Source organism: Ralstonia mannitolilytica, assembly GCF_905397375.1.
Lineage (GTDB): Bacteria > Pseudomonadota > Gammaproteobacteria > Burkholderiales > Burkholderiaceae > Ralstonia > Ralstonia mannitolilytica.
The window spans coordinates 15,851-39,547 of the sequence record NZ_CAJPVG010000009.1; the positions used below are offsets into that span (position 1 = coordinate 15,851).

Sequence of the window (23,697 nt, forward strand, 5' to 3'; positions counted from 1 at the left end):
TCAGCCCACGTACAGGAGAATGCTCACGAACTGGCATGCACTGCCCGCCAGCACGAACAAGTGCCAGATGCCATGGAAGTGCTTCACCTTCTCGTCAAAGAGAAAAAAACCGACGCCCGCGGTATAGAACGCTCCACCCGCGACCACCCACCACAGGCCGGGCGCAGGCAGTGCGGCCATCAACGGCCCCATGGCGATCAGTACCAGCCATCCCATCACCACGTAAATCACCAGCGACAGAACGCGCGTGCGACGGCCGATCCAGAGCTCCTGCGCAATGCCGACGGCCGCCAGGGCCCAGTTGACGCCGAACAGCGTCCACCCCCACGGGCCGCGCAGCGTCACCAGTGCAAACGGCGTGTAGCTGCCGGCGATCAGCAGGTAGATGGCGCAATGGTCCAGGCGCTGCAAGACGCCCTTGGCCGGGCCGCGCAGGCTGTGATACAGCGTGGAGATGGTGTAGAGCAGGACCAGCGTGGTGCCGTAGACGACCGAGCTGACCACCTTCCACGCATCGTGGTGCAGCGCCGAGGATGTCACCAGCACCGCCATGCCCGCAGCGGCAAGGATGGCTCCGGCGAGGTGGCTGAAGCCGTTGAAACGTTCTCCGTGATACATGCGCGGATCTCCGGAAAGGCTCGGTGTGGGTGTGCGTTTTCGCGAGTGCAGACGCCGCATTTTCGCATGGGGTAGCGGCGAGGGCAGGCAGGCGCGTTCGAATCAGGAAGGCGCAGGTGCCCGCACAACGTCGGCAATCACGCCACGCAGCCACTGATGCGCCGGATCGTTCTGCCGCCGCGGGTGCCACAGATGCCCGAACGCAAATGGCTCAATCGGAAACGGTGCGGCAAACACACGCAGCCGCGCATCGCCGTCGAGCCGATCGAGATTGCGCCGCGCAACGGTGAGGACGAGGTCCGTTCCCGCAATCACCTCATTGGCCACGCCCCAGTGCGGCAGGGTGATCGCGATGCGTCGTGTGTGTCCGAGCCTGGCCAGCGCGCGATCGATTTCGTTGTCGACGCCGCCGCGCATGGCGACCAGCGCGTGCGGGCGCGCAAGCCATGCCTCCAGGGTCAATGTGCCGCAGGCCGGCAACGTGGATGCATCCGCCGCACAGGCGAAAGTGTCGGTGAACAGCGTCTGCGCCAGGAGTTCGGACGGCGGCGATGGAAAGACGCCGAGTGCCAGGTCCACCTCGCCGTCGAGCACCTGCAACTGCATCATCTCGCGCGTCGATTGCGTGACCACCAGGTCGATGCCGGGCGCTTCGGTGCGCAGGCGCCGCATCAGCCCAGGCAGCACGGTGCGCGCGCCGTAATCGGACATCACCAGCCGGAACACGCGCTGTGCTTCGGATGCGTCGAAAGCGGACGGGGCCAGCAGCGCGCCGAGCTGCGCCAGCACGTCCTCGAGCGGCTGCGAGAGCTCGCGCGCCCGCGCCGTCAACTCGAGCTTGCCGCCGCGGCGCACCAGCAGCGGGTCGCCAAACAGCGCACGCAGATGCGCCAGCGCATGGCTGACCGCGGGCTGGCTCTTGTGCAGCCGCACGGCCGCGCGCGAGATATGGCGTTCGGTCATCAGCGCGTGGAGGGTCACGAGCAGGTTGAGGTCAACACGCTGCAGAGGATTCGTCATGCGAACAATGGGAATGCGTCATTCGAATTTCCATTCGCGCTATTCATAAGGGAACATTGGCAGCAAGACAACTTCCGGAGTGGAGCGATGACGAATCCGCTGTCTTTTTCTGCGATGGGGCTGGCGCTGGTGGCGTTGGTGGCCGGCGCGCTCGTGCCGTTCCAGGCCGGCAGCAATGCGGTCCTGGGTCGGGCGCTTGGTCATCCGCTGTGGGCGACGGTGGTGTCGCTGCTGGTGAGCCTCCTGATGGTGGTGCCCGTGCTGATTGCGCTGCGTGCGCCGGCGCCGCTGCTCGGGCAAGCGGCGCGCCTGCCGCTGTGGGCGTGGTTCGGCGGTGTCGCGGGCGTGATCTACCTGACGGCTGCGCTCATGCTCACGCCCAGGCTGGGTGCGACCACGTTCATCGTCAGCGTGATTGCGGGGCAGATGCTCACCTCGCTGCTGATCGACCATTTCGGCCTCGTGGGGCTGCCGGTCAAGCCCGTCAATGTGGGCCGCATTGCCGGCGTGGCGCTGATCTGCGCGGGGATGCTGCTGGTGCAGTGGTTCACGCAGGCGCAGCCCGCGCCGGCCGGCAACGCTGCCAGCGCGGCGCGGGCGCGGTCTTCGCCCTGATTACATCAGGCGCGCATCGCGCGTCTCTCGCATGCAGAGCACGCCGCAAAGGCTGACCACCGCAGCCGCCGATACATACATCCCGACCCAACTGAGCCCGCCCTGTTCGGCCAGCTTCTGCGCGATATACGGCGCAATCGATGCACCGAGAATGCCGCCCAGGTTGTACGAGACGCCTGCGCCCGTGTAGCGCACGTTGGTCGGGAACAGCTCCGGCAGCAGCGCGCCCATCGGCGCGAAGGTCACGCCCATCAGGAACAGCTCGATGATCAGGAAGAGCGCCACCAGGGGCGTCTGGCCGCTGCCGAGCAGCGGTGCCATCGTGAAGCCCGACAGAATGGCCGCGATGATGCCGACGATCAGCACCGGTTTGCGCCCGAAGCGGTCCGACGCCCACGCCGACAGCGGCGTCGCCAGCCCCATGAACACCACCGCCAGGCACAGCAGCCCCAGGAAGCTCGGCCGCGAGAAATGCAGCGTGCCCACGCCGTACGACAGCGAAAACACCGTCGAGATGTAGAACAGCGTGTAGCAGACCACCATGGCCAGCGCGCCCAGCAGCGTCGGCCACCAGTGGTGCGCCAGCAGCGTGGCGACCGGCACCTTCACACGTTCCTGGCGGTCGATGGCGGCCTGGAATGCGGGCGTCTCGGCGATCTTCAGGCGCACGTACAGGCCCAGCGCCACGAGCACCGCGCTGACGAGGAAGGGAATGCGCCAGCCCCAGCTGCGGAACTGCTCGTCCGACAGTGCAAGCGCCAGCCCGAAGAACAGCCCGTTCGATGCCAGGAAGCCCACCGACGGCCCCAGCTGCGGAAACATGCCGAACCAGGCGCGCTTGCCCTGCGGCGCGTTCTCGGTGGCCAGCAGCGCCGCGCCGCCCCATTCGCCGCCCAGGCCGATGCCCTGGCCAAAGCGCAGAATGCACAGCAGGACAGGCGCCAGCGTGCCGATGCTGTCATAGCCCGGCACCAGCCCGATCAGCGTGGTGGAAATGCCCATCACCAGCAGCGACGCCACGAGCGTGGATTTGCGCCCGATCCGGTCACCGAAGTGGCCGAACAGGAACGAGCCGATCGGCCGTGCGATGAACGCGATCCCGAACGTGACGAAGGCCGACAGCGCTTGCGCCGTGGCCGATCCGTGCGGGAAGAACACGGGCCCGATCACCAGCGCCGCGGCCGTGGCGTAGACGTAGAAATCGTAGAACTCGATGGCCGTGCCGATGAAGCTCGCAAAGACGATGCGCGAGCGGCTGGCGTCCGTGGCTGGATCGGCGGCGGGCGCCACCATGGCGGAGGAAGTCGAAGAGGACATGCGGGTCTCCCGGGGACGTTGTGTTGTTGTCGTTATGAAGGCCGCCCATTGTGCGCGCGGCGGGCGGGGTGCTCAATGGCTGCGCGGTCAATCCACCTTTGCGCCCGAGGCCTTCACGACCGCGGCCCACTTCGCCGTCTCGGCACGGATGTGCGCGGCGAACTGCTCCGGCGTGTCGCCCACGGGCTCGGCGCCCTGCGCTTCGAGCTTCTCCTTGACGGCGGGGCTCGCCAGCGATTTCGCCACCGCCTGCTGGATGCGCGACACGATGGCCGGCGGCGTGCCGGCTGGCGCCAGCAGCCCGAACCACGAGCTGGCCTCGTATTGCGGCAGGCCGGCGGCCTGCGCGACGGTCGGCACGCCGGGCAGCGCCGGCGACGGTTTGGCGCTCGTGACGGCCAGCGCCTTCAGCTTGCCGCCCTTGATCTGCGGCATGGCCGAGGGCAGGTTGTCGAACATCAGGTCCATCGTGCCGCCGATCAGATCGGTCAGCGCCGGACCGCTGCCCTTGTACGGCACGTGGACCATGCTCGTGCCCGTCTGCGTCTTGAACAGCTCGCCGGCCAGATGGATCGACGTGCCGTTACCCGACGACGCCATGTTCAGCTTGCCCGGATTGGCCTTCGCGTAGTCGATGAGGTCCTTCACCGAGTTGATCTTGTTCTTCTGCGCAAAGGCCGGGTTGACCACGAGCACGTTCGGCACGGAGGCCACCAGCGTGATCGGCGCAAAGTCCTTGATCGGATCGAAACCCAGTCGCACGCCGTTCTGCGAGTACAGGGTCTGGTTGATGGCGTGCGTGCCCACCGTGCCCATCAGCAGCGTGTAGCCGTCGGGCGCGGCCTTGGCCACGAGCGTCGAGCCGATGTTGCCGCCCGCACCGGGCCGGTTGTCGACGATGACGTTCCAGCCGGCGCCGCGCGTGAGCTCGGCGGCGACGGCGCGCGCCAGGATGTCGGTCGTGCCGCCCGGCGTGAACGGTACGACGATGGTGATCGGCTTGGCTGGATACGGCGGGGTTTGCGCCGCCGCAGGCAACGCGATGGCGCCGGCAGCAGCACCGGCAAAGGCTGCGCGCAGCAAGGCACGGCGCAGCGTGCAAGGCACGGTCATGTCTCCTCCGATGATGTTCTTGTGTCGGCACAGCATAGCGCGCGGCCATGCAAAAAGGCACCCGAAGGTGCCTTCCTGCGCCCGCCAAGGAGAGGGGGCGGCGGGCAACAACACAGTGCGCGTCAGAACTTGTGACGCAGGCCGATCGCCACGCCGACCTGGCTGTCCGAGTTCGGCGTGATGAAGTACGTCTGCGATGCGGCCGGCAGGTAGCCCACCGACGTCTGCGCGCCCGTCGCCGGGTTCGTCACATAGCCGATCGAATCCCAGTTCAGCGACGCATTGCGTGCATACGCGGCGCTCAGGTACACGTCGGTGCGCTTCGAGAAGTTGTAGTCGGCGATGAACTGCCACTGCTGCGGGTTACGCGGGTTGACCGTGGCGCCGCCGATGGTCGCTTCCTTGATGTTGTCGTAGTAGTACGCCAGCGTCAGGCCCAGGGCCGGCGTCACCTGGTAGTTCACGCCCGCCCAGTAATAGTCGTCGCGGTGCGGCAGCAGCGCCAGCGTGGCGCCAGACGAAGCCGTGTCGGTCTTGCCGTAGCGATAGCCGCCCATGACCTTGACCGGGCCCACCGTGTAGCTCGCGGCGATGGCGGCGCGCTTGTCCTTGGCGTACTCGTTGCCGGGGCCGCCCAGGGCTTCGGCTGCCGTCAGCACCTTCACTTCGTCATAGGCGATCCCCACGCCGAACGGGCCGGCAAAGTAGTTGGCGCCAACCCCGTACGCCGAGTTGGCGGTCTGGCTGCCGGCGCGCTCGCCAAACGACCAGTGGCCTTCCACGGTCAGCGGGCCGAATGCGCCGGTGTACTTGATGACATTGTCTTCGCGGAAGTTCGGGCCCAGCTGGCCGACCACCGGCTCATACTGCGTGGCGTAACCGGTCGGCGAGAAGTTCGCCATCATGTCGAAGATCGTGGTGTATTGCCGGCCCAGCGTGATCTTGCCCCAGTTGCCCTGCAAGCCGACAAACGCCTGGCGCCCGAACAGGCGCCCGCCCTGCTGCAGCGTGCCGGTGTCCATGCCGTAGCCCGACTCCAGCACGAACAGGCCCTTGAGACCGCCGCCGATGTCCTCAACGCCGCGCAAGCCCCAGCGATTGGAAGACAGCCCGCCGGCCTGCATCGCCAGGCGCGAACCGCTGCTGCCCGGGATGACCACCCCCGCGGCCGTGACGGCCTGCGCGTGGTTGACGTACTCAACGTTGGCGTCGACGACGCCGTACAGCGTCACACTCGACTGAGCCTGCGCAACACCCGCAAATGTGCCCAGCACTGCCAATGCCAGCAGCGATTTCTTCATCGGTCGGTCTCCAGATCTTTATTTATTGGGTTCGGTGGCAGGCAGACCCTCCGTTCTCGTCTTCCCGCCCCATGACTTTCAAACGAAGTCGCTGACTAATGTAGCAACCCGTTGCAGGCGCCGGTCGAAATTTGCGAACGAATGTTCGTAAACGCGCGTTTGCTGTCTGATCCCGGCAACAGGCTGTTTCCGAAATCGAAATAGAAGTGGCATGTGCGTCTGCAATTCCTTGCGGTTTTGGATGCGATCCGCGCGCCAGCAGGGTTATCCCGTACAGTTGTGTTTGGCCGTGTCCGGTCTGACGCAGGACAAGATGCCGGCGGATGGCCGCCTTACAATGACGCCTGCGCCGTCCGCCATTGCCGGCGGCGCTGCTCTCATGCTCGATCGCTTCCTTTCTGAATTTGACCGCGCCCTGCGCGCCGTGGCCGGCGTCACGCGGGCCAGCCGTCCCAATCCTGCCGACGCGGTCGTCGCGCCGGCCACCTCCGACGACGTGGCCAAGCTCTCCGAGTCAGACCGCCGGCATGCTGCCGGCCTCATGCGCGTGAATCATGTGGGCGAGGTCTGCGCCCAGGCGTTGTATCAAGGGCAGGCCCTGTTCGCGCGGGATCCCGCGATCCGCGCGCAACTTGATCAGGCCGCGCGCGAAGAGGAAGACCACCTTGCCTGGTGCGCCCAGCGCCTGCAGGAGCTGAACGACCGGCCCAGCCTGCTCAACCCGCTCTGGTATGCCGGTGCCTTTGCCATCGGCGCGGTGGCCGGGCGCCTGGGCGACAGGATCAGCCTCGGCTTCGTTGCCGAGACCGAGCGCCAGGTGGAGCATCATCTCGACGGCCATCTCGACGCATTGCCGGACCACGACACCCGCTCGCGCGCCATCGTCGCCCAGATGCGCGATGACGAAATCCGCCACGGCGACCATGCGCGCCAGGCTGGCGGCATCGAGCTGCCGGCGCCCATCCGCCATGCGATGCGCGCCGCCTCGCGCGTCATGACGACGACCGCCTACCGCATCTGAGGCCGCGCGCGCGTTTCACGGCGCGGCGCTCCTCCGTTTATCCGACCTCGCGGCTGCGTCCTGCGCGAGTGCGCAGCGCGCGCGCCTGCGCACCGTTCTCTCACGTGGTTTCTCCATAAACCGCGCTATCTCCTTCATTTGATTGGGAAAAGTGCCGTGCGCACTCCTGCTGTGTGCGCTAAGTCATTGTTCTGATTGCAAATTTTCCGTCTCGCGGGCCGCTGCAAGCCTTGACCGTCCAAAATGGTTCCTCTAAAGTGGGAAACAGTGTCAGAAAGTGTAGTTTTGTGGTTTGAAGAGGCCGTTTTGCAGGCCATTTGACGGCAAGGTTGACGGCGAAGGCGTCGCTGTCCGGAGAGAGAATCCAACGTGTTCCAGGGTGCGTCGGCGCTGACGCTGGATGCCAAGGGGCGGATGTCCATTCCGTCGCGGCACCGCGAAGCGCTCCAGCTGCAGGCCGAGGGCCGGGTGACTGTGACCAAGCACCCGGACGGCTGCCTCATGCTGTTTCCGCGCCCGGAGTGGGAACGCTTCCGCGAGCGCATCGCCGCGCTGCCGATGGAAGCGCACTGGTGGAAGCGGATCTTCCTGGGCAGCGCCGCCGACGTGGAGCTCGACACCGCCGGCCGTGTCCTCATCACACCTGAATTGCGCACCGCGGCCGCCCTTGAGCGCGACGTGATGCTGCTCGGCATGGGCAGCCACTTCGAAATCTGGGACGCCGCCACGTACACCGCGAAGGAGCAGGCCGCCATGGCGCAAGGCATGCCCGACGCCCTCAAGAATTTCTCCTTTTGATGACGCGCGATGACAACCCAAGCCAGTACGGGACTGCGCCATCAAACGGTGCTTTTGGACGAAGCGGTCGATGCGCTGATCTGGCGCGACGACGGCATCTATATCGATGGAACCTTCGGGAGAGGCGGGCACAGCCGCCGCATCCTGGAACGGCTGGGGCCCGGCGGCAGACTCGTCGCCTTCGACAAGGACCCGGCAGCAATCACCGAAGCGGGCACCGTAGAGGATGCCCGCTTCGCTATTGAGCATGACAGCTTCGCGCAGATGGCCCAGTGCCTGGACGCGCGCGGCATTGAACGGGTGGCCGGCGTGCTGCTGGATCTGGGCATCAGCTCGCCCCAGATCGACGAAGGCGCACGTGGCTTCTCGTTTCGGATGGATGGCCCGCTCGACATGCGGATGGACACCACGCGCGGCATCACCGCAGCCCAATGGCTGGCCGAGGCCGATGAGCGCGACATTGCGAGGGTGATACGGGACTATGGGGAAGAACGGTTTGCTGTACAGATTGCAAAGGCGATTGTTGCTCGCCGGAGCGAATCCGGGACTCGAGGTCCTCTCGATCGCACATCCGAGCTTGCCGCGCTCGTGGCGCAAGCCGTCAAAACACGCGAGAAGGGCCAAGACCCTGCGACCCGCACCTTTCAAGCTTTACGGATTCACGTCAATCAAGAGCTTGCGGACCTCGAAACCGGTCTGAAGGCCGCCTTTGAACGTCTGGAACAGGGGGGACGTCTCGTCGTGATCAGCTTCCATTCGCTGGAAGACCGCATCGTCAAGCGCTTCATGCAGGCCTTGGCGCGTCCGGAGCAATCCGCCGCGCCGGAACTGCGTCGGGCGCCGCTGCGTGCGCATGAGCTGCCGGCGCCGCAGTTGCGCCTGCTCGGCCGCGTGAAGCCGTCGGAGGCCGAGGTGTCGGCCAACCCGCGTGCGCGCTCGGCCATCATGCGCGTGGCCGAGCGTTGCTGACAGCTGCTGACTCGCGGAGACCCACGCCATGAACCGCCTGAACATGTTCCTGCTGACCGCGCTGGTGCTGTGTGCGCTGTCGCTGGTCAACGCACAGCATCAGGCGCGGCAACTGTTTGTCGCGCTCGACCGTGCGCAGGCGGAAGAGAAGCAACTGAATATCGACTGGTCGCGCCTGCAATATGAGCAGAGCGCACTGGGCAAGAGTGCTCGCATTGCCGACATTGCGAGCCGGCAATTGAAGATGGCGCCCGCGCAGGCGGGCCGCACGCAGTATCTGCAGGGGTTTGCCGATATGCCGACGACGGAGGCCTCCTCCGCTGCGGCCAGCGCGCCCACGGCTTCCGGAGTTCAGCCATGAGCGGTGCACGCAAACCTAACGGCACCACGGCGCGCGCGCGCCTGGGCCAGTTCTCGGCCAGCCCGGTGCTGGGGCTGCGCCTGCCGATGTGGCGCTCGAAACTCGTGGTGTTCCTGATGTTTGCCGCGTTCATGGCGTTGATCGGCCGTGCGCTGTGGATCCAGGGTCCGGGCAACCGGTTTTACGAGGCCGAGGGCAAGAAGCGCTTCCAGCGCACGCTGGAGCTGCCCGCCACGCGCGGCAAGATCCTTGATCGCAACGGCCTGGTGCTGGCCACCAGCCTGCCGGTCAAGGCCATCTGGGCCGTGCCGGAAGACGTGCCCAACAACGTGCCCGGCGAGGACATGAAGAAGCTCGCCAAGCTCCTCGACATGAGCCCGAAGGAGCTCGCCGGCAAGCTCGGTGAAGACAAGGGCTTCGTCTACCTCAAGCGCCAGGTGCTGCCTGAAGTCGCCGAGCAGATCGCCGCGCTCAAGATCGAAGGCATCTATCAGACGCGCGAGTACAAGCGCTTCTACCCCGAAGGCGAGGCGATGGCGCACATCGTCGGCTTCACGAACGTCGAGGACAAAGGCCAGGAAGGCGTGGAGCTGGCGCGCCAGGCCGAGCTCGCAGGGGCGGCTGGGCAGCGGCAGGTGATCAAGGATCGCCTGGGCCGCGTGGTGGAAGACGTGGGCGTGCTCAAGGCGCCGCGCGATGGGCACGACCAGACGCTTTCCATCGACGCCAAGATCCAGTACCTGACCTTCAACGAGATCAAGGCCGCGGTCGAGCGCACCCGCGCGAAGGCGGCCAGCGCCATCGTCCTCGATGCGCAGACCGGCGAAGTCCTGGCGCTGGCCAACTACCCGACCTACAACCCGAACGATCGCAGCCGCCTGTCGGGCGAGCAGCTGCGCAACCGCGTGCTGACCGACACCTTCGAGCCCGGCTCGATGATGAAGCCGATCACTATCAGCCTGGCGCTGCAACTCAAGCGCGTGACGCCCAACACGCTGGTGCAGACCAACGGCAAATACAGCTTCGAAGGCGCCACCATTTCCGACACGAGCAACTACGGCACGCTGACGGTCGCGCAGGTCATCCAGCACTCGAGCAACATCGGCACGACGAAGATCGCGATGCTGCTCAAGCCGCAGGAAATGTGGGACATGTTCACCAGCGTGGGCCTCGGTCAGGCGCCCAAGATCGGCTTCCCGGGCGCCGTGGCGGGACGGCTGCGGCCGGCGAACAAATGGCGCCGCATCGAGCAGGCGACCATGTCGTACGGCTACGGCCTGTCGGTGTCGCTGTTCCAGATCGCACACGCGTACACCATCTTCGCGCACGACGGCGAACTGATTCCGATCACGATGTATCGCACCAATGGCCAGCCGCCGCAGGGCGAGCGCGTGATCTCACCTGAGGTGGCGCGGCAGGTCCGCCAGATGCTCGAGACCGTCACGGCGCCCGGCGGCACCGCGCCGCAGGCCCAGGTGATGGGCTATCGCGTGGGCGGCAAGACCGGCACGGCGTGGAAGCATACCGGGCGCGGCTATGACCGCTCCAAGTATCGCGCCTCGTTCATCGGTCTGGCCCCGATGTCCAACCCGCGCATCATCGTGGCCGTGAGCGTGGACGAGCCCACGGTGGGCAACCGCTACGGCGGTGGCGCGGCCGGCCCGGTGTTCTCGCAGATCGTGGGGGGCACCTTGCGTGCGCTGAACGTCCCGCCCGATTCGCCTGTCCGCCAGCTCGTGATGACCCCGGACGTGCCGGAAGAACCGGTGGGGGGGTTGCAATGACGAGCCGTTCCACCACCGTGACTTCCGACCGCCCGCCCGTGGCCGTGCGTCTTGCGGCTGTTCTCGACTGGCTCCGCACGCAGGTGCCGGCCGGTGCCGACATCACCAGCGACACGTGCAAGCTCAAGACGGGCGATGTGTTCGTCGCGTATGTGCTCGGCAACGCGCGCCAGCGCGGCGACGGCCGACCGCACATCCCGCAGGCCATTGCGGCCGGGGCGTCTGCCGTGCTGGCCGAAGCGCACGGCTACGTGGTGCCCGCCGATGCGCCGGTGCGCATTCTGCCGGTGGATGGCCTGGCCGAGCTGGCCGGGCCGCTCGCTGCGCAATGGTATGGCGTGCCGGGCCCCGAGGCATTGCGTGTCATCGGCGTGACCGGCACCAATGGCAAGACGTCGTGCTCGCAATGGATCGCGCAGGCGCTCACCCGGCACGGCGAGCGCTGCGCAGTGGTGGGTACGCTGGGCACCGGGTTCGTCGATGCGCTGGTGGCCACGGGCTTCACCACGCCCGACGCCATTCAGCTGCAACACAGCCTGGCCGAGCTGCACCGGGCGGGCGCTCGCGCAATCGCCATGGAAGTCTCGTCGCACGGCCTGGAGCAGGGCCGCGTTGACGGCACGTATTTCGACATCGCGGTGTTCACCAACCTCACGCAGGATCACCTCGACTACCACGGCACGATGGCCGAATACGAACTTGCCAAGGCGCGCCTGTTCGGCTGGCCGGGTTTGCGGGCGGCCGTGATCAACCGGGACGATGCAGCAGGTGTGCGACTGCTGCGGAACGCGCGCGCCGACGTTGAAACCATCGAATACGGCATCGACGGCGATGCCGCTGCGCAGCACGGCGCCAAGCAGTGGCTGCGTGCCGCCAACGTGCGCGCGCACCGCACCGGTACGACGTTCGAGGTGGACGGCAGCTTCGGCCGCGCAACGGTGCATGCGCCCACTGTCGGTCTGTTCAACGTTTCGAACCTGCTGGCTGTGCTCGGCGCGTTACTGGCGGCCGGCGTGCCATGGCAGGACGCCATCGCGCGCATCGAAAAGCTCCAGCCCGTGAGCGGCCGCATGGAGCGCTTTGGCGGCGAGGACGGCCCGCTGGTGGTGGTCGACTACGCGCACACGCCCGATGCGCTCGAACAGACGCTGCGCGCGCTTGCGCCAATGACCGAGGCGCGCGGCGGCAAGCTGTGGGCCGTGTTCGGCTGCGGCGGCGACCGCGACCCCGGCAAGCGCCCGAAGATGGGCGCCATTGCAGAGCGGCTGGCGCAGCATGTCGTACTGACTTCCGACAACCCGCGCAGCGAAGATCCGCAGCACATCCTCGACGAGATTGCCGACGGCATGGACCACCCGAGCGCCGCCGCGCAGATCGAAGACCGCGCCGCCGCGATCCTGCACGCGGTGCGGCACGCCGATGCGCACGACGTGATCGTCGTGGCCGGCAAGGGGCATGAATCGACGCAGGAGATCGCCGGCCGCAAACGCCCGTTCTCCGATCAGGAACACGTGCGCCTGGCGCTGGCTGCCCGCGGGGTGAACGCATGAGCGCCGCCCAGACCGTGATGATGCACGCGACCGATGCCGCTTCCTGGATGGCGGGTGCCTACCTGGCCGGCCCCGATGCGGCCATCCTGCGCGTCACTACCGACAGCCGTACCGTGCAGCCCGGCGACCTGTTTGTCGCGCTGATCGGCGAACGGTTTGATGCCCACGACTTCCTGCCCGAAGTGGTGGCGCGCGGCGCGGCCGCCGTACTGGTGTCGCGCGCGCCGGCCGCCACGCTGGATATGTCGAACGTGGCCGTTCTGACGGTAGCCGATACGCGCGTCGGGCTCGGCGAGCTTGCAGCGGGCTGGCGCCGCCAGTTTCCGATTCCCGTGGTGGCCGTGACGGGCAGCAACGGCAAGACCACGGTCAAGGAGATGATCTCGGCCATCTTCGCGCACGCCGTGGGTGAAGACGCCCGCCTGGCAACCGCCGGCAATTTCAACAACGAGATCGGCCTGCCGCTCACGCTGTTCCGCCTGAACGCGCAACACAGGCTGGCGGTGCTCGAACTCGGCATGAACCACCCGGGTGAGACCGCCGTGCTGGCCGCCATCGCCCAGCCGACGGTGGCGATGATCAACAACGCGCAGCGCGAGCACCAGGAATTCATGGTGAATGTGCAGGCCGTGGCCGAAGAACACGCCGCCGTGCTGGCGGCGCTGCCGGCTGACGGCGTGGCGGTGTTCCCGCGCGACGCGGCCAACGGCGGTGAGTTTGCGCCGGTATGGCAGGCGGCTGCGGGTTCGCGTCGCGTGCTCGATTTCGGCATCGAGGCTGGCGCTGTGAAGGGCGCCGTCACCGATGCTGCCGACGGCCAGCGCATCGACGTGCAGGCCGAGGGGCAGCGCTTCGTCATCACGCTACCGCTGCTTGGGTTGCACAACGCGCGCAATGCACTGGCGGCAACGGCGTGCGCGCTGGCTGCCGGTGTGGCGCCCGAGGTCATCGTGCAGGCGCTCGGCAGCTTCGCGCCGGTCAAGGGGCGGCTGCAGCGCAAGCCGGGCGCACACGGCGGCCTCGTCATCGACGACACGTACAACGCGAATCCGGATTCGGTGCGCGCCGCGATCGAGGCGCTCATCACGCTGCCGGCGCCGCGCTGGCTGGTGCTCGGCGACATGGGCGAGGTTGGCGCGCAAGGGCCGGCATTCCACGCGGAGATCGGTGCCTATGCGCGTGAGCGCGGCATCGATGCGGTGCTGGCCACCGGCGAGCTTGCACGGCATACGGTCGACGCGTTTGGCGCGGGCGCACAGCATTTCGCGTCGGCCGAAGCGTTGATTGAACACGGTGTGCCGGTCATCGGGCCCGGTGCGACGGTATTGGTGAAGGGCTCGCGCTTCATGCGGATGGAACGCATTGTGGAAGCGCTGGTCTTGAAAGACCCGGCTGCAACATCGGCCGCCGGGTCTTCCACGCAACAGAAGCATTAAAGGGATGTAAGAACCCATGTTATTGGCATTGGCGCAGTGGCTGCAGAACGACTACGGCTTCCTGCGCGTTTTCAACTATCTGACGTTCCGGGCCGTGATGGCATCCCTCACGGCGCTGGTGATCGGCCTCGGGTTCGGGCCGTGGGTGATCCGTCGGCTGACGGAACTGAAAGTTGGCCAGGCCGTGCGCAGCTATGGTCCGCAGACGCACCTGGTCAAGGCCGGCACGCCGACCATGGGCGGCGTCCTGGTGCTCATCGGCATTGCGGTGTCCACGCTGCTGTGGGCCGACTGGGGCAACCGATTCATCTGGATCGTGCTGCTCGTCACGCTCGGCTACGGCGCTGTTGGCTGGGTGGATGACTACCGCAAGGTCGTGCACCGTGACCCGAAGGGCATGTCCTCGCGCGAGAAGTTCTTCTGGCAGACCGTGATCGGCCTGTTTGCCGCGGCGTACCTGGCGTTCTCGGTGTCCGAGACGAGCAACATGCGCGTGCTGGAGCTGTTCATGGAATGGGTGCGCAGCGGTCTGTCGCTGAACCTGCCGGCCAAGTCGCACCTGATCGTGCCGTTCTTCAAGGAAGTCAGTTACCCGCTCGGCGTGTTCGGTTTCATCGTGCTGACTTACCTCGTGATCGTCGGCTCGAGCAATGCGGTGAACCTGACGGACGGCCTCGACGGCCTCGTCATCATGCCGGTGGTGCTGGTCGGCAGCGCGCTGGGTGTGTTTGCTTACGTGATGGGCAGCGCGGTCTACAGCAAATACCTGCTGTTCCCGCATATTCCGGGCGCGGGTGAGCTGCTGATCTTCTGCTCGGCGATGGCCGGGGCGGGGCTCGCCTTCCTGTGGTTCAACGCGCATCCGGCGCAGGTGTTCATGGGCGACGTCGGCGCGCTGGCGCTGGGCGGGGCGTTGGGCACCATTGCCGTGATCGTCCGCCAGGAAATCGTGCTCTTCATCATGGGCGGCATCTTCGTGGCCGAAACGCTCTCGGTGATGCTGCAGGTGACGTGGTTCAAGTTCACGAAGAAGCGCTATGGCGAGGGTCGGCGCCTGTTCCGCATGGCGCCGCTGCATCACCATTTCGAGCTGGGCGGCTGGAAAGAGACGCAGGTGGTCGTGCGCTTCTGGGTCATCACCATGATGCTGGTGCTGATCGGCCTGTCGACGTTGAAGCTGCGGTGAGGGCGACATGACCGACACGATCGACATGGCCGAACCCGCCCGCCCCGACGACGACATGGATGTCGTCGCCACCACGCTCGACTCCACCGAGCCGACGCCGCCGGCTGAAACAGCGCAGGCGCCGCGCATGTTTGGCGAATTCGACGCGCCCTTCGTGCTGGTGCTCGGCCTGGGCGAGTCGGGCCTCGCCATGGCGCGCTGGTGCGCCCGCCACGGTGCGCGCGTGCGCGTGGCCGATACGCGCGAGGCACCGGCCAACTTGCCGACCTTGCGCGCCCACGTGCCGGACGCCGAATTCGTGAGCGGCCCGTTTGTCGCATCGCTGCTGGAAGGCGTGACGCTGGTGGCGATCAGCCCCGGCCTGTCGCCGCTGGATGCGAACGTCGCTGCGCTGCTTGCCGCCGCCAGCGAACGCACGGTGCCCGTCTGGGGCGAGATCGAACTGTTTGCTCGCGCGCTGGCCGGCCTCAAGGCCGTGCAGGCCTACGCGCCGCGTGTGCTGGCCATCACGGGCACCAACGGCAAGACCACCACGACGGCGCTCACGGGCGCGTTGGCCCAACGTGCCGGCAAGACCGTCGGTGTGGCCGGCAACATCAGCCCCTCCGCGCTCGATAAGCTGAGCGAATGCATCGACGCAGGCGTGCTGCCCGACGTGTGGGTGCTCGAACTGTCCAGCTTCCAGCTCGAGACCACGCATACGCTGGATGCCGACGCCGCGACCATCCTCAACATCACGCAGGACCACCTTGACTGGCACGGCTCGATGGAAGCCTACGCCGCAGCCAAGGGCCGCATCTTCGGCGCCCGCACCGTGCGCGTGCTGAACCGGCAGGACGCCGGCGTGATGGCGTTCGCGAGCAAGCACGGCATCGACGTGACCTTTGGCACCGACGAGCCTGCTGCGCCCGATGCGCTTGGCCTGCTGCGCGAGGGCGGCATGCCGTGGATCGTGCTGGCCGAAGCCGAGGACGACGACCTTCCCAAGCCGGCACGCCGCAAGAAGGGCGACACGGCGCCCGCCGCGCCCGCGCCGGTCCGTCTCAAGCGCCTGATGCCGGCGGACGCACTGCGCATCCGCGGCCTGCATAACGCCACGAATGCGATGGCCGCACTCGCCCTGTGCCGTGCGATCGGCCTGCCGGTGAGCGCACTGTTGCACGGCCTGCGCGATTACGTCGGCGAGCCGCACCGTGTTGAACTCATCGCCGCGTTCGATGACATCGAATTCTTTGACGACAGCAAGGGCACCAATGTCGGCGCAACGGTGGCGGCGCTGTCTGGCCTGTCCAAGCACGTCGTCCTGATTGCGGGCGGAGACGGCAAGGGCCAGGACTTTTCGCCGCTGGCTGCGCCCGTCGCGCAGTACGCGCGTGCGGTGGTGCTGATCGGCCGCGATGCGCCGCGAATCCGCGAGGCGCTGGCGGGTACCGGTGTCGCACTCATCGACGCACCCACGCTTGAGGCTGCCGTGAACCAAGCAGCCGCGCACGCCCAGCCCGGTGATGCCGTGCTGCTGTCGCCGGCCTGCGCGAGCTTCGACATGTTCCGCAACTACGAACATCGCGCGCAGGTGTTCCACGAAGCCGTGGTCGCGCTCGCCGCCGACCGGGGAGTGCTGCTATGAGCGACACCCAGATCAAGCGCAGCGGCTTCATCGGGGCGACCATCGGCAGCGCCTGGGGCGGGCTGCGCGACGCTGTTTCGGGCGTCAAGCCAACGCGCTCCAAGATGATGGAATACGACCAGCCGCTGATGTGGGTGGCGATCGTGCTGCTCGGCCTCGGGCTGGTGATGGTGTATTCGGCGTCGATTGCGCTGCCCGATTCACCGAAGTACGCCAACTATACGAATGGGCACTTCCTGACGCGCCACGCCTTCTCGCTGTTGATCGGCGTGATCGGGGCCGTGGTGGCATTCCAGATCCCGGTGAAGTTCTGGGACAAGTACGCGCCCAAGCTGTTCATCCTCGCGCTGGTCCTGCTGATCGTGGTGCTGATTCCGCACGTGGGCAAGGGCGTGAACGGCGCGCGGCGCTGGTTGCCGCTCGGCATCATGAACTTCCAGCCTTCCGAGCTGATGAAGCTGGCGGTCGTGCTGTACGCGGCCAATTACACCGTGCGCAAGCAGGACTGGATGCAGAGCGTGCGCAAGGGCTTCCTGCCGATGGGCGTGGCGGTGGCGTTCGTCGGTTCGCTGCTGCTGCTGGAGCCCGACATGGGCGCGTTCCTCGTGATTGCCGCCGTGGCCATGGGCATCCTGTTCCTGGGCGGCGTGAACGGCAAGCTGTTCGGCGGACTGGTGCTGACGGCCGTCTCGACGTTCTCGCTGCTGATCGTGGCCTCGCCGTGGCGGCGCGAGCGCATCTTCGCGTACCTGAACCCGTGGCAAGAGGAATACGCGCAGGGCAAGGCGTACCAGCTGACGCACTCGCTCATCGCCTTCGGGCGCGGCGAGTGGACCGGCGTCGGCCTGGGCGGCAGCATCGAGAAGCTGCACTACCTGCCCGAAGCGCATACCGACTTCATCCTGGCCGTGATCGGCGAGGAGCTCGGTTTTGTCGGCGTGCTGATCGTGATCCTGCTGTTCTACTGGATGGTGCGCCGCGCGTTCGAGATCGGCCGCACCGCGCTGCAGCTCGACCGCACGTTCGCCGGGCTGGTCGCCAAGGGGCTGGGCATCTGGATCGGCTGGCAGGCGTTCATCAACATGGGCGTGAACCTCGGTCTGCTGCCGACCAAGGGCCTGACGCTGCCGATGGTCAGCTACGGCGGCTCGGGCATCCTGATGAACTGCGTGGCGCTCGCGCTGCTGCTGCGCATCGACTATGAAAACCGCGTGCTGATGCGTGGGGGCAAGGTATGACGGTCGGCACGCCACCGCGCACGCTCCTCGTCATGGCCGGCGGTACGGGCGGCCACATCTTCCCCGCGCTGTCGGTCGCCAAGCTGCTGGCCGCGCGTGGCTGGAAGGTGGTTTGGCTGGGCAACGCGAACGGCATGGAAGGCCAGCTTGTGCCCAAGCACGGCTTTCCGCTGGAGTCGGTGCAGTTTGGCGGTGTGCGCGGCAAGGGTCTCGTCACCAAGTTCCTGCTGCCGCTCAACCTGCTGCGCGCGTTCTGGCAAAGCCTCGGCGTCGTGCGCCGCGTGCGTCCGAACGTGGTGCTCGGCATGGGCGGCTATATCACCTTCCCGGGCGGCATGATGAGCGTGCTGCTGGGCCGCCCGCTCGTGCTGCACGAACAGAATTCGATTGCCGGTCTCGCCAACCGCGTGCTGGCGCGTGTGGCGGATCGCGTGCTGTGCGCCTTCCCTAACGCGCTGGCCGGTGCCGAATGGGTCGGCAACCCGATCCGCGCGGACCTGGCAGCGCTGTCGTCGCCGCAGGCGCGCTATGCGGAGCGCACCGGCCCGCTGCGCGTGCTGGTGGTGGGCGGCAGCCTCGGGGCGGCGGCCCTGAACGACGTGGTACCGAAGGCGATGGCGCTGCTGCCGGCCCACACGCGCCCGATCGTCATCCACCAGGCCGGCGCCAAGCAGATCGACACGCTGCGCGCGAACTACGCCGCAGCGGGCATCGACGAGGCCCACGCGCATGCCGTCCCGTTCATCGACGATATGGCGGCCGCCTATGCGCATGCCGATCTCGTGATCTGCCGCGCGGGCGCCATGACCGTCTCCGAAGTGGCCGCGGCCGGTGTCGCTGCGCTGTTCGTTCCGTTCCCGCATGCAGTGGACGACCACCAGACCACCAACGCGCGGTTCCTTTCCGAACGCGGCGCGGCCTTGCTGGTGCCCCAGCCGGAACTGAGTCCGGCGTCGCTGGCAGATACACTCGCGCACCTGACGCGTGCCCAATTGGCCGATATGGCGGCCAAGGCACGCGAGCAGGCGAGGCCGGAAGCGGCCGAGCGGGTTGCCGACGTGTGTGTCGCCGTAAGCCGCACATAGGGGCATAGGAAAGAATCGATATGAAGCACATTGTCAAAAACATCCATTTCGTGGGCATCGGCGGGGCCGGCATGAGCGGCATCGCCGAGGTGCTGCTGAACCTGGGCTACCGCGTGACGGGCTCGGACCTGGGCAGCAGCGCGACCACGCAGCGCCTGGCATCGCTGGGCGCGACCATCATGCAGGGCCATGCGCCGGAACACATCGTCGGCGCGAATGCCGTGGTGGTATCGACTGCCGTGCGCGGCGACAACCCGGAAGTCCTGGCCGCACGCGCCAAGCGCATTCCGATCGTGCCGCGCGCCGTGATGCTGGCCGAACTGATGCGTCTGAAGCAGGGCATCGCGATTGCCGGCACGCACGGCAAGACGACGACCACGAGCCTCGTTGCCTCCGTGCTGGCCGAGGGCGGCCTCGATCCGACCTTCGTGATCGGCGGGCGCCTCAACTCTGCCGGCGCCAACGCACGGCTTGGCACGGGCGATTTCATCGTCGCCGAGGCGGACGAATCCGACGCGTCGTTCCTGAACCTGTTCCCCGTGATCGAAGTCATCACCAACATCGATGCCGACCACATGGACACCTACGGGCACGACTTCGCGCGGCTGAAGCAGGCGTTCATCGAGTTCACGCATCGCCTGCCGTTCTACGGCATCGCGGTGCTGTGCGTGGATGATCCGAACGTGCGCGAGATCCTGCCATTCGTCTCCAAGCCCGTCGTGCGCTATGGCTTCGCCGAAGACGCGCAGATTCGTGCCGTCAACGCGCGCGCCGTCGATGGCCGCATGGAATTCACCGTCATCCGGCAGCTCAACGGCCACGCCGAGCCGCCGCTGGCGATTACGCTGAACCTGCCGGGCATGCACAACGTGCAGAACGCGCTGGCTGCGATCGCCATCGCCACCGAGCTGGAAGTGCCCGACGAGGCCATCGTCAAGGCGCTGGCCGAGTTCAACGGCGTGGGCCGCCGCTTCCAGCGTTACGGCGAAGTGCCGACCGCCGACGGCAAGGGCACCTTCACGCTCATCGACGACTACGGTCACCACCCGGTCGAGATGGCCGCCACGCTGGCCGCTGCACGTGGCGCGTTCCCCGATCGACGCCTCGTGCTGGCGTTCCAGCCGCACCGCTTCACGCGCACGCGCGATTGCTTTGAAGACTTCGTGAAGGTGCTCGGCACGGTGGATGCGCTGCTGCTGGCCGAGGTCTATGCCGCTGGCGAGCCGCCTATCGTGGCGGCCGACGGTCGCTCGCTCACGCGCGCGCTGCGTGTAGCCAACAAGGTCGAGCCCGTATTCGTGGAACAGATTGAAGACATGCCGCAAGCGATCCTCGATGCGGCACAGAACGGCGACGTGGTCATCACCATGGGCGCAGGGTCCATCGGCCAGGTGCCCGGCCAGGTCGCCGCGCGTCAGGCAGGAGCACGGGCATGACGACTATGACGACCGGTCCGTTCGTTGCGCATCCGGCCATCGATCCGAAAGCCCTCGGCAAGGTGGGCGTCCTGCTGGGCGGCCGTTCTGCCGAGCGTGAAATCTCGCTGCTGTCGGGCAAAGGCGTGCTGGCGGCGCTGCGCTCGCGTGGCGTCGACGCGCATCCGTTTGATCCGGGCGTGCAGCCGGTGGCCGACCTCGCCAAACAGGGTTTCGACCGCGTGGTGATCTCGCTGCACGGCCGCTTTGGAGAAGACGGCACGATCCAGGGCCTGCTCGAGCAGTTTGGCATTCCGTACACCGGTAGCGGCGTACTCGCGTCTGCGCTGGCGATGGACAAGGAAGCCACCAAGCGCCAATGGCAGACGCATGGCCTGCCGACGCCCGACTTCGTCATGCTGCACGCAGACGCCGACTGGCAAGCCGTGGCCGACCGGCTTGGCCTGCCGCTGATCGTCAAGCCCGCGCGTGAAGGTTCGTCGATCGGCCTGACGAAGGTGACGAACGTGGCCGAACTGCCTGCCGCCTACGAGAAGGCCGCGCGCCTGGACCGCGACGTGATGGCCGAGCAATTCATCGACGGCGACGAGCTGACCTGCCCCGTCATCGGCGAGGGTGAGAGCGCCACGGCGCTGCCGCTCATCCGCATCGTCGCGCCGCAGGCCAACTACGACTACCAGAACAAGTACTTCACCGACGACACGCGCTACGAGTGCCCCGCACCGATTCCCGCCGATGTGGCCGCACGCGTGCAGGCGCTGGTGGTGCAGGCGTATCGCGGGCTGGGGTGCCGCGGTTGGGGCCGCGCCGACATCATGCTGCGCAAGTCCGACAACGCGCCGTTCCTGCTGGAGATGAATACGTCGCCGGGCATGACCGGCCATTCGCTGGTGCCGATGGGCGCGCGCGCCGCGGGCATCAGCTACGAAGACTTCGTGCTGCAGCTGGCGGCCTCCGCATCGCTGGAGCTGCACGCGAGCAGCGACTGGAAACCTGAATAACCGACCAAACGTCAGCCAAACCGGATAGCACAACGTTATGTGGCACAACACCCGTCTCCTCAATACCGTCGCGACCGCGCTGTATGCGCTGCTCGCGCTGGCGGCATTGGGCGTGGGGGCGATGTGGCTGATACAGCGTCCGATGTTCCAACTGCAGCACGTGCGCGTGATGCCGATGGCCGGCAGCGAGCTGCGCCATGTGAACGTGCCCAGCGTGCGCGCGAATGCGCTGGTGAAGCTGCGGGGCAACTTCTTCACGCTGAACCTCGACGAGGCGCGTGCCGCGTTCGAGTCGGTGCCGTGGGTGCGGCGTGCGAGCGTGCGCCGCGTGTGGCCGAACGGGTTGCTGGTGGAAGTGCAGGAGCACGAAGCACTCGGCACCTGGGGCGGCAATGAGTCCGGCAAGCTGGTCAACACGTATGGCGAAGTGTTCGTCGCCAACCTGGCCGAAGCCGAGGACGACACCGATCTCGTCGCGCTGGCCGGGCCGGAGGGGACCGAGCAGGACGTGGTCGACAAGCTGGAAACGATGACCGAGTGGTTCAAGCCGCTGAATGCCGAGCCGGTGAGCGTGACGCTGACAGATCGCTACGCCTGGCGTGCCAGGCTGTCCAACGGCACGGTCGTCGAGTTCGGCCGGGAGTTGAATGACGATGACCGCAGCGCGCTGGCTGCGCGTGCCCGCCGCTTCGTGCGCGCGTGGCCGCAGGTGACGCAGCGCTGGGGCGGTCAGATCGAATACGCCGATCTGCGCTACCCCAACGGGTTCGCAGTTCGGGCGGCGGGTGTGCGCTTCCTGACCGATGCGCAGGCTGCGGTGCTGGCCAAGGGGGGCAAGCTGCCCAGCACCGGCAATGCTGCAAAGAAGACGAATGCAGCGGCCAACAACAAAGCAACGCGAAGCACAGAGAAAACGCGATGAGCAAGGAATACAAGGATCTTCTGGTCGGGCTGGATATCGGCACCTCCAAGGTGGTGGCGGTGGTGGCCGAGTTGCGTCCCGACGGCGCCTACGAGGTCATCGGCATGGGCCAGACCGAATCGAAGGGGCTGAAGAAGGGCGTGGTGGTCAACATCGAGGCGACCGTCCAGTCGATCCAGAAGGCGCTCGAAGAAGCGGAGCTGATGGCCGACTGCAAGATCAGCGAGGTCTTCACGGGCATCGCCGGCAGCCATATCCGCAGCTTCAACTCCAGCGGCATGGTGGCGATCAAGGACAAGGAAGTCACCTCCACCGACGTCGCGCGCGTGATCGAGACCGCCAAGGCCGTCAACATCCCGACCGACCAGCAGATCCTGCACATCCTCACGCAGGAATTCATCATCGACGGCCAGGAAGACGTGCGCGAGCCGATCGGCATGAGCGGCATCCGGCTCGAGGTGAAGGTGCACATCGTGACCGGCGCGGTGAGCGCGGCACAGAACATCGTGAAGTGCGTGCGCCGTTGCGGGCTCGAAGTGCACGACCTGATCCTGCAGCCGCTCGCCTCGAGCCTGGCGGTGCTGACCGAAGACGAGAAGGAACTCGGCGTCGTGCTGGTCGATATCGGCAGTGGCACGACCGACATCGCCATTTTCAGCGAAGGCGCGATCCGCCACACGGCCGTGATCCCCATCGCCGGCGACCAGATCACCAACGACATCGCCATGGCCCTGCGCACGCCCACGCCGGACGCCGAGGACATCAAGATCCAGTACGGCATCGCCAAGCAGGTATTGGCCGATCCGGACGAGATGATCGATGTGCCGGGCGTCGGCGACCGCGGCCCTCGCACGCTGAGCCGCCAGGCGCTGGCCGCCGTGATCGAGCCGCGCGTGGAAGAGCTGTTCTCGCTCGTGCACCAGGTGGTGCGCGAATCCGGCTACGAGGAGCTGCTCTCCAGCGGCGTGGTCCTCACCGGCGGTACGGCAATGATGCCGGGCATGGTCGAGCTTGGCGAAGACATGTTCCTGAAGCCGGTGCGCGTGGGCGTGCCCGAGTACCGCGGCAATCTGCACGAAGTCGTGAAGAGCCCGCGTTACGCCACGGTGATGGGCCTGTTGCAGGAAGGCCGCGTGCAGCGCATGCGTGGCCGCAAGGTGGTGGTGCAGTCCGGTTCGGTCAAGCAGATCTGGACGCGCATGAAGGAATGGTTCATCGGCAATTTCTAGGCGCGTGTGCGCTCAGGGTTGGCGATGTGCTCCCCGGGGGAGCAAGTGGGTTTCTTGTTTTTGATGTTTT

Annotated in this window: 21 protein-coding genes; 16 read left to right on the forward strand and 5 right to left on the reverse strand. The window is 66.7% G+C overall.

The features are described from left to right. Positions 1-618 carry a PAQR family membrane homeostasis protein TrhA gene (gene trhA / locus KHN96_RS16425; protein WP_045785910.1) on the reverse strand — a complete coding sequence of 206 codons (618 nt, stop codon included), beginning with the start codon at positions 616-618 and terminating at the stop codon, positions 1-3. Between the two features lie 102 nt (positions 619-720). Then, positions 721-1,638 carry a LysR family transcriptional regulator gene (locus KHN96_RS16430; protein ID WP_062738007.1) on the reverse strand — a complete coding sequence of 306 codons (918 nt, stop codon included), beginning with the start codon at positions 1,636-1,638 and terminating at the stop codon, positions 721-723. 87 nt (positions 1,639-1,725) lie between these two features. On the opposite strand from KHN96_RS16430, the gene KHN96_RS16435 reads away from it, so the two are divergent. Continuing rightward, positions 1,726-2,253, forward strand: a complete 528-nt coding sequence (locus tag KHN96_RS16435; RefSeq protein ID WP_062738006.1) for a DMT family transporter — start codon at positions 1,726-1,728, stop codon at positions 2,251-2,253. Here KHN96_RS16435 and KHN96_RS16440 read toward each other — a convergent pair whose 3' ends face one another. The 3 genes from KHN96_RS16440 to KHN96_RS16450 all read right to left on the reverse strand — a co-directional run bounded on the left by KHN96_RS16440 (position 2,254) and on the right by KHN96_RS16450 (position 5,984). Continuing rightward, positions 2,254-3,570 (reverse strand): MFS transporter, encoded by a 1,317-nt coding sequence (locus KHN96_RS16440; protein WP_045785913.1) that lies wholly within the window; start codon positions 3,568-3,570, stop codon positions 2,254-2,256. Positions 3,571-3,657: 87 nt separating this feature from the next. Then, positions 3,658-4,683, reverse strand: coding sequence for a tripartite tricarboxylate transporter substrate binding protein (locus KHN96_RS16445; protein WP_062738005.1), 1,026 nt, complete (start codon positions 4,681-4,683; stop codon positions 3,658-3,660). Between the two features lie 122 nt (positions 4,684-4,805). Beyond that, positions 4,806-5,984: a porin gene (locus KHN96_RS16450; protein WP_045785915.1), complete on the reverse strand. Its 1,179-nt coding sequence runs from the start codon at positions 5,982-5,984 to the stop codon at positions 4,806-4,808. Between the two features lie 379 nt (positions 5,985-6,363). Here KHN96_RS16450 and coq7 point away from each other — a divergent pair, with 379 nt between their 5' ends. The 15 genes from coq7 to ftsA all read left to right on the forward strand — a co-directional run bounded on the left by coq7 (position 6,364) and on the right by ftsA (position 23,627). After that, on the forward strand, positions 6,364-7,005 hold the full coding sequence (coq7, locus tag KHN96_RS16455) for a 2-polyprenyl-3-methyl-6-methoxy-1,4-benzoquinone monooxygenase (RefSeq protein WP_062738018.1): 642 nt from the start codon (positions 6,364-6,366) through the stop codon (positions 7,003-7,005). A gap of 369 nt (positions 7,006-7,374) precedes the next feature. Continuing rightward, positions 7,375-7,803: a division/cell wall cluster transcriptional repressor MraZ gene (mraZ, locus tag KHN96_RS16460; RefSeq protein WP_045785916.1), complete on the forward strand. Its 429-nt coding sequence runs from the start codon at positions 7,375-7,377 to the stop codon at positions 7,801-7,803. Positions 7,804-7,812: 9 nt separating this feature from the next. Further along, positions 7,813-8,772, forward strand: a complete 960-nt coding sequence (gene rsmH / locus KHN96_RS16465; protein WP_045785917.1) for a 16S rRNA (cytosine(1402)-N(4))-methyltransferase RsmH — start codon at positions 7,813-7,815, stop codon at positions 8,770-8,772. A 28-nt stretch (positions 8,773-8,800) separates the two neighbouring features. After that, positions 8,801-9,133: a cell division protein FtsL gene (gene ftsL, locus KHN96_RS16470; RefSeq protein ID WP_045785918.1), complete on the forward strand. Its 333-nt coding sequence runs from the start codon at positions 8,801-8,803 to the stop codon at positions 9,131-9,133. Next, positions 9,130-10,917: a peptidoglycan D,D-transpeptidase FtsI family protein gene (locus tag KHN96_RS16475; protein ID WP_045785919.1), complete on the forward strand. Its 1,788-nt coding sequence runs from the start codon at positions 9,130-9,132 to the stop codon at positions 10,915-10,917. The genes ftsL and KHN96_RS16475 overlap by 4 nt, the downstream gene beginning before the upstream one ends. Further along, positions 10,914-12,467 carry a UDP-N-acetylmuramoyl-L-alanyl-D-glutamate--2,6-diaminopimelate ligase gene (locus tag KHN96_RS16480; protein WP_062738004.1) on the forward strand — a complete coding sequence of 518 codons (1,554 nt, stop codon included), beginning with the start codon at positions 10,914-10,916 and terminating at the stop codon, positions 12,465-12,467. Before KHN96_RS16475 ends, KHN96_RS16480 begins: the two co-directional genes overlap by 4 nt. Next, positions 12,464-13,903 carry a UDP-N-acetylmuramoyl-tripeptide--D-alanyl-D-alanine ligase gene (locus tag KHN96_RS16485; RefSeq protein ID WP_062738003.1) on the forward strand — a complete coding sequence of 480 codons (1,440 nt, stop codon included), beginning with the start codon at positions 12,464-12,466 and terminating at the stop codon, positions 13,901-13,903. The genes KHN96_RS16480 and KHN96_RS16485 overlap by 4 nt, the downstream gene beginning before the upstream one ends. Positions 13,904-13,919: 16 nt before the next feature. After that, on the forward strand, positions 13,920-15,089 hold the full coding sequence (mraY, locus tag KHN96_RS16490) for a phospho-N-acetylmuramoyl-pentapeptide-transferase (protein WP_045785922.1): 1,170 nt from the start codon (positions 13,920-13,922) through the stop codon (positions 15,087-15,089). 127 nt (positions 15,090-15,216) lie between these two features. Continuing rightward, positions 15,217-16,716: a UDP-N-acetylmuramoyl-L-alanine--D-glutamate ligase gene (murD, locus tag KHN96_RS16495; protein ID WP_181817430.1), complete on the forward strand. Its 1,500-nt coding sequence runs from the start codon at positions 15,217-15,219 to the stop codon at positions 16,714-16,716. Beyond that, positions 16,713-17,954: a putative lipid II flippase FtsW gene (gene ftsW, locus KHN96_RS16500; RefSeq protein ID WP_045785924.1), complete on the forward strand. Its 1,242-nt coding sequence runs from the start codon at positions 16,713-16,715 to the stop codon at positions 17,952-17,954. The genes murD and ftsW overlap by 4 nt, the downstream gene beginning before the upstream one ends. Then, on the forward strand, positions 17,951-19,039 hold the full coding sequence (murG, locus tag KHN96_RS16505) for an undecaprenyldiphospho-muramoylpentapeptide beta-N-acetylglucosaminyltransferase (RefSeq protein WP_045785925.1): 1,089 nt from the start codon (positions 17,951-17,953) through the stop codon (positions 19,037-19,039). The genes ftsW and murG overlap by 4 nt, the downstream gene beginning before the upstream one ends. Positions 19,040-19,059: 20 nt before the next feature. Next, positions 19,060-20,475, forward strand: coding sequence for a UDP-N-acetylmuramate--L-alanine ligase (gene murC / locus KHN96_RS16510; protein ID WP_045785926.1), 1,416 nt, complete (start codon positions 19,060-19,062; stop codon positions 20,473-20,475). Between the two features lie 5 nt (positions 20,476-20,480). Beyond that, positions 20,481-21,476 carry a D-alanine--D-alanine ligase gene (locus KHN96_RS16515; RefSeq protein ID WP_045785927.1) on the forward strand — a complete coding sequence of 332 codons (996 nt, stop codon included), beginning with the start codon at positions 20,481-20,483 and terminating at the stop codon, positions 21,474-21,476. 37 nt (positions 21,477-21,513) lie between these two features. Beyond that, positions 21,514-22,398, forward strand: coding sequence for a cell division protein FtsQ/DivIB (locus tag KHN96_RS16520; protein WP_045785928.1), 885 nt, complete (start codon positions 21,514-21,516; stop codon positions 22,396-22,398). Then, positions 22,395-23,627: a cell division protein FtsA gene (gene ftsA, locus KHN96_RS16525; protein ID WP_045785929.1), complete on the forward strand. Its 1,233-nt coding sequence runs from the start codon at positions 22,395-22,397 to the stop codon at positions 23,625-23,627. The genes KHN96_RS16520 and ftsA overlap by 4 nt, the downstream gene beginning before the upstream one ends. Positions 23,628-23,697: the final 70 nt, after the last annotated feature.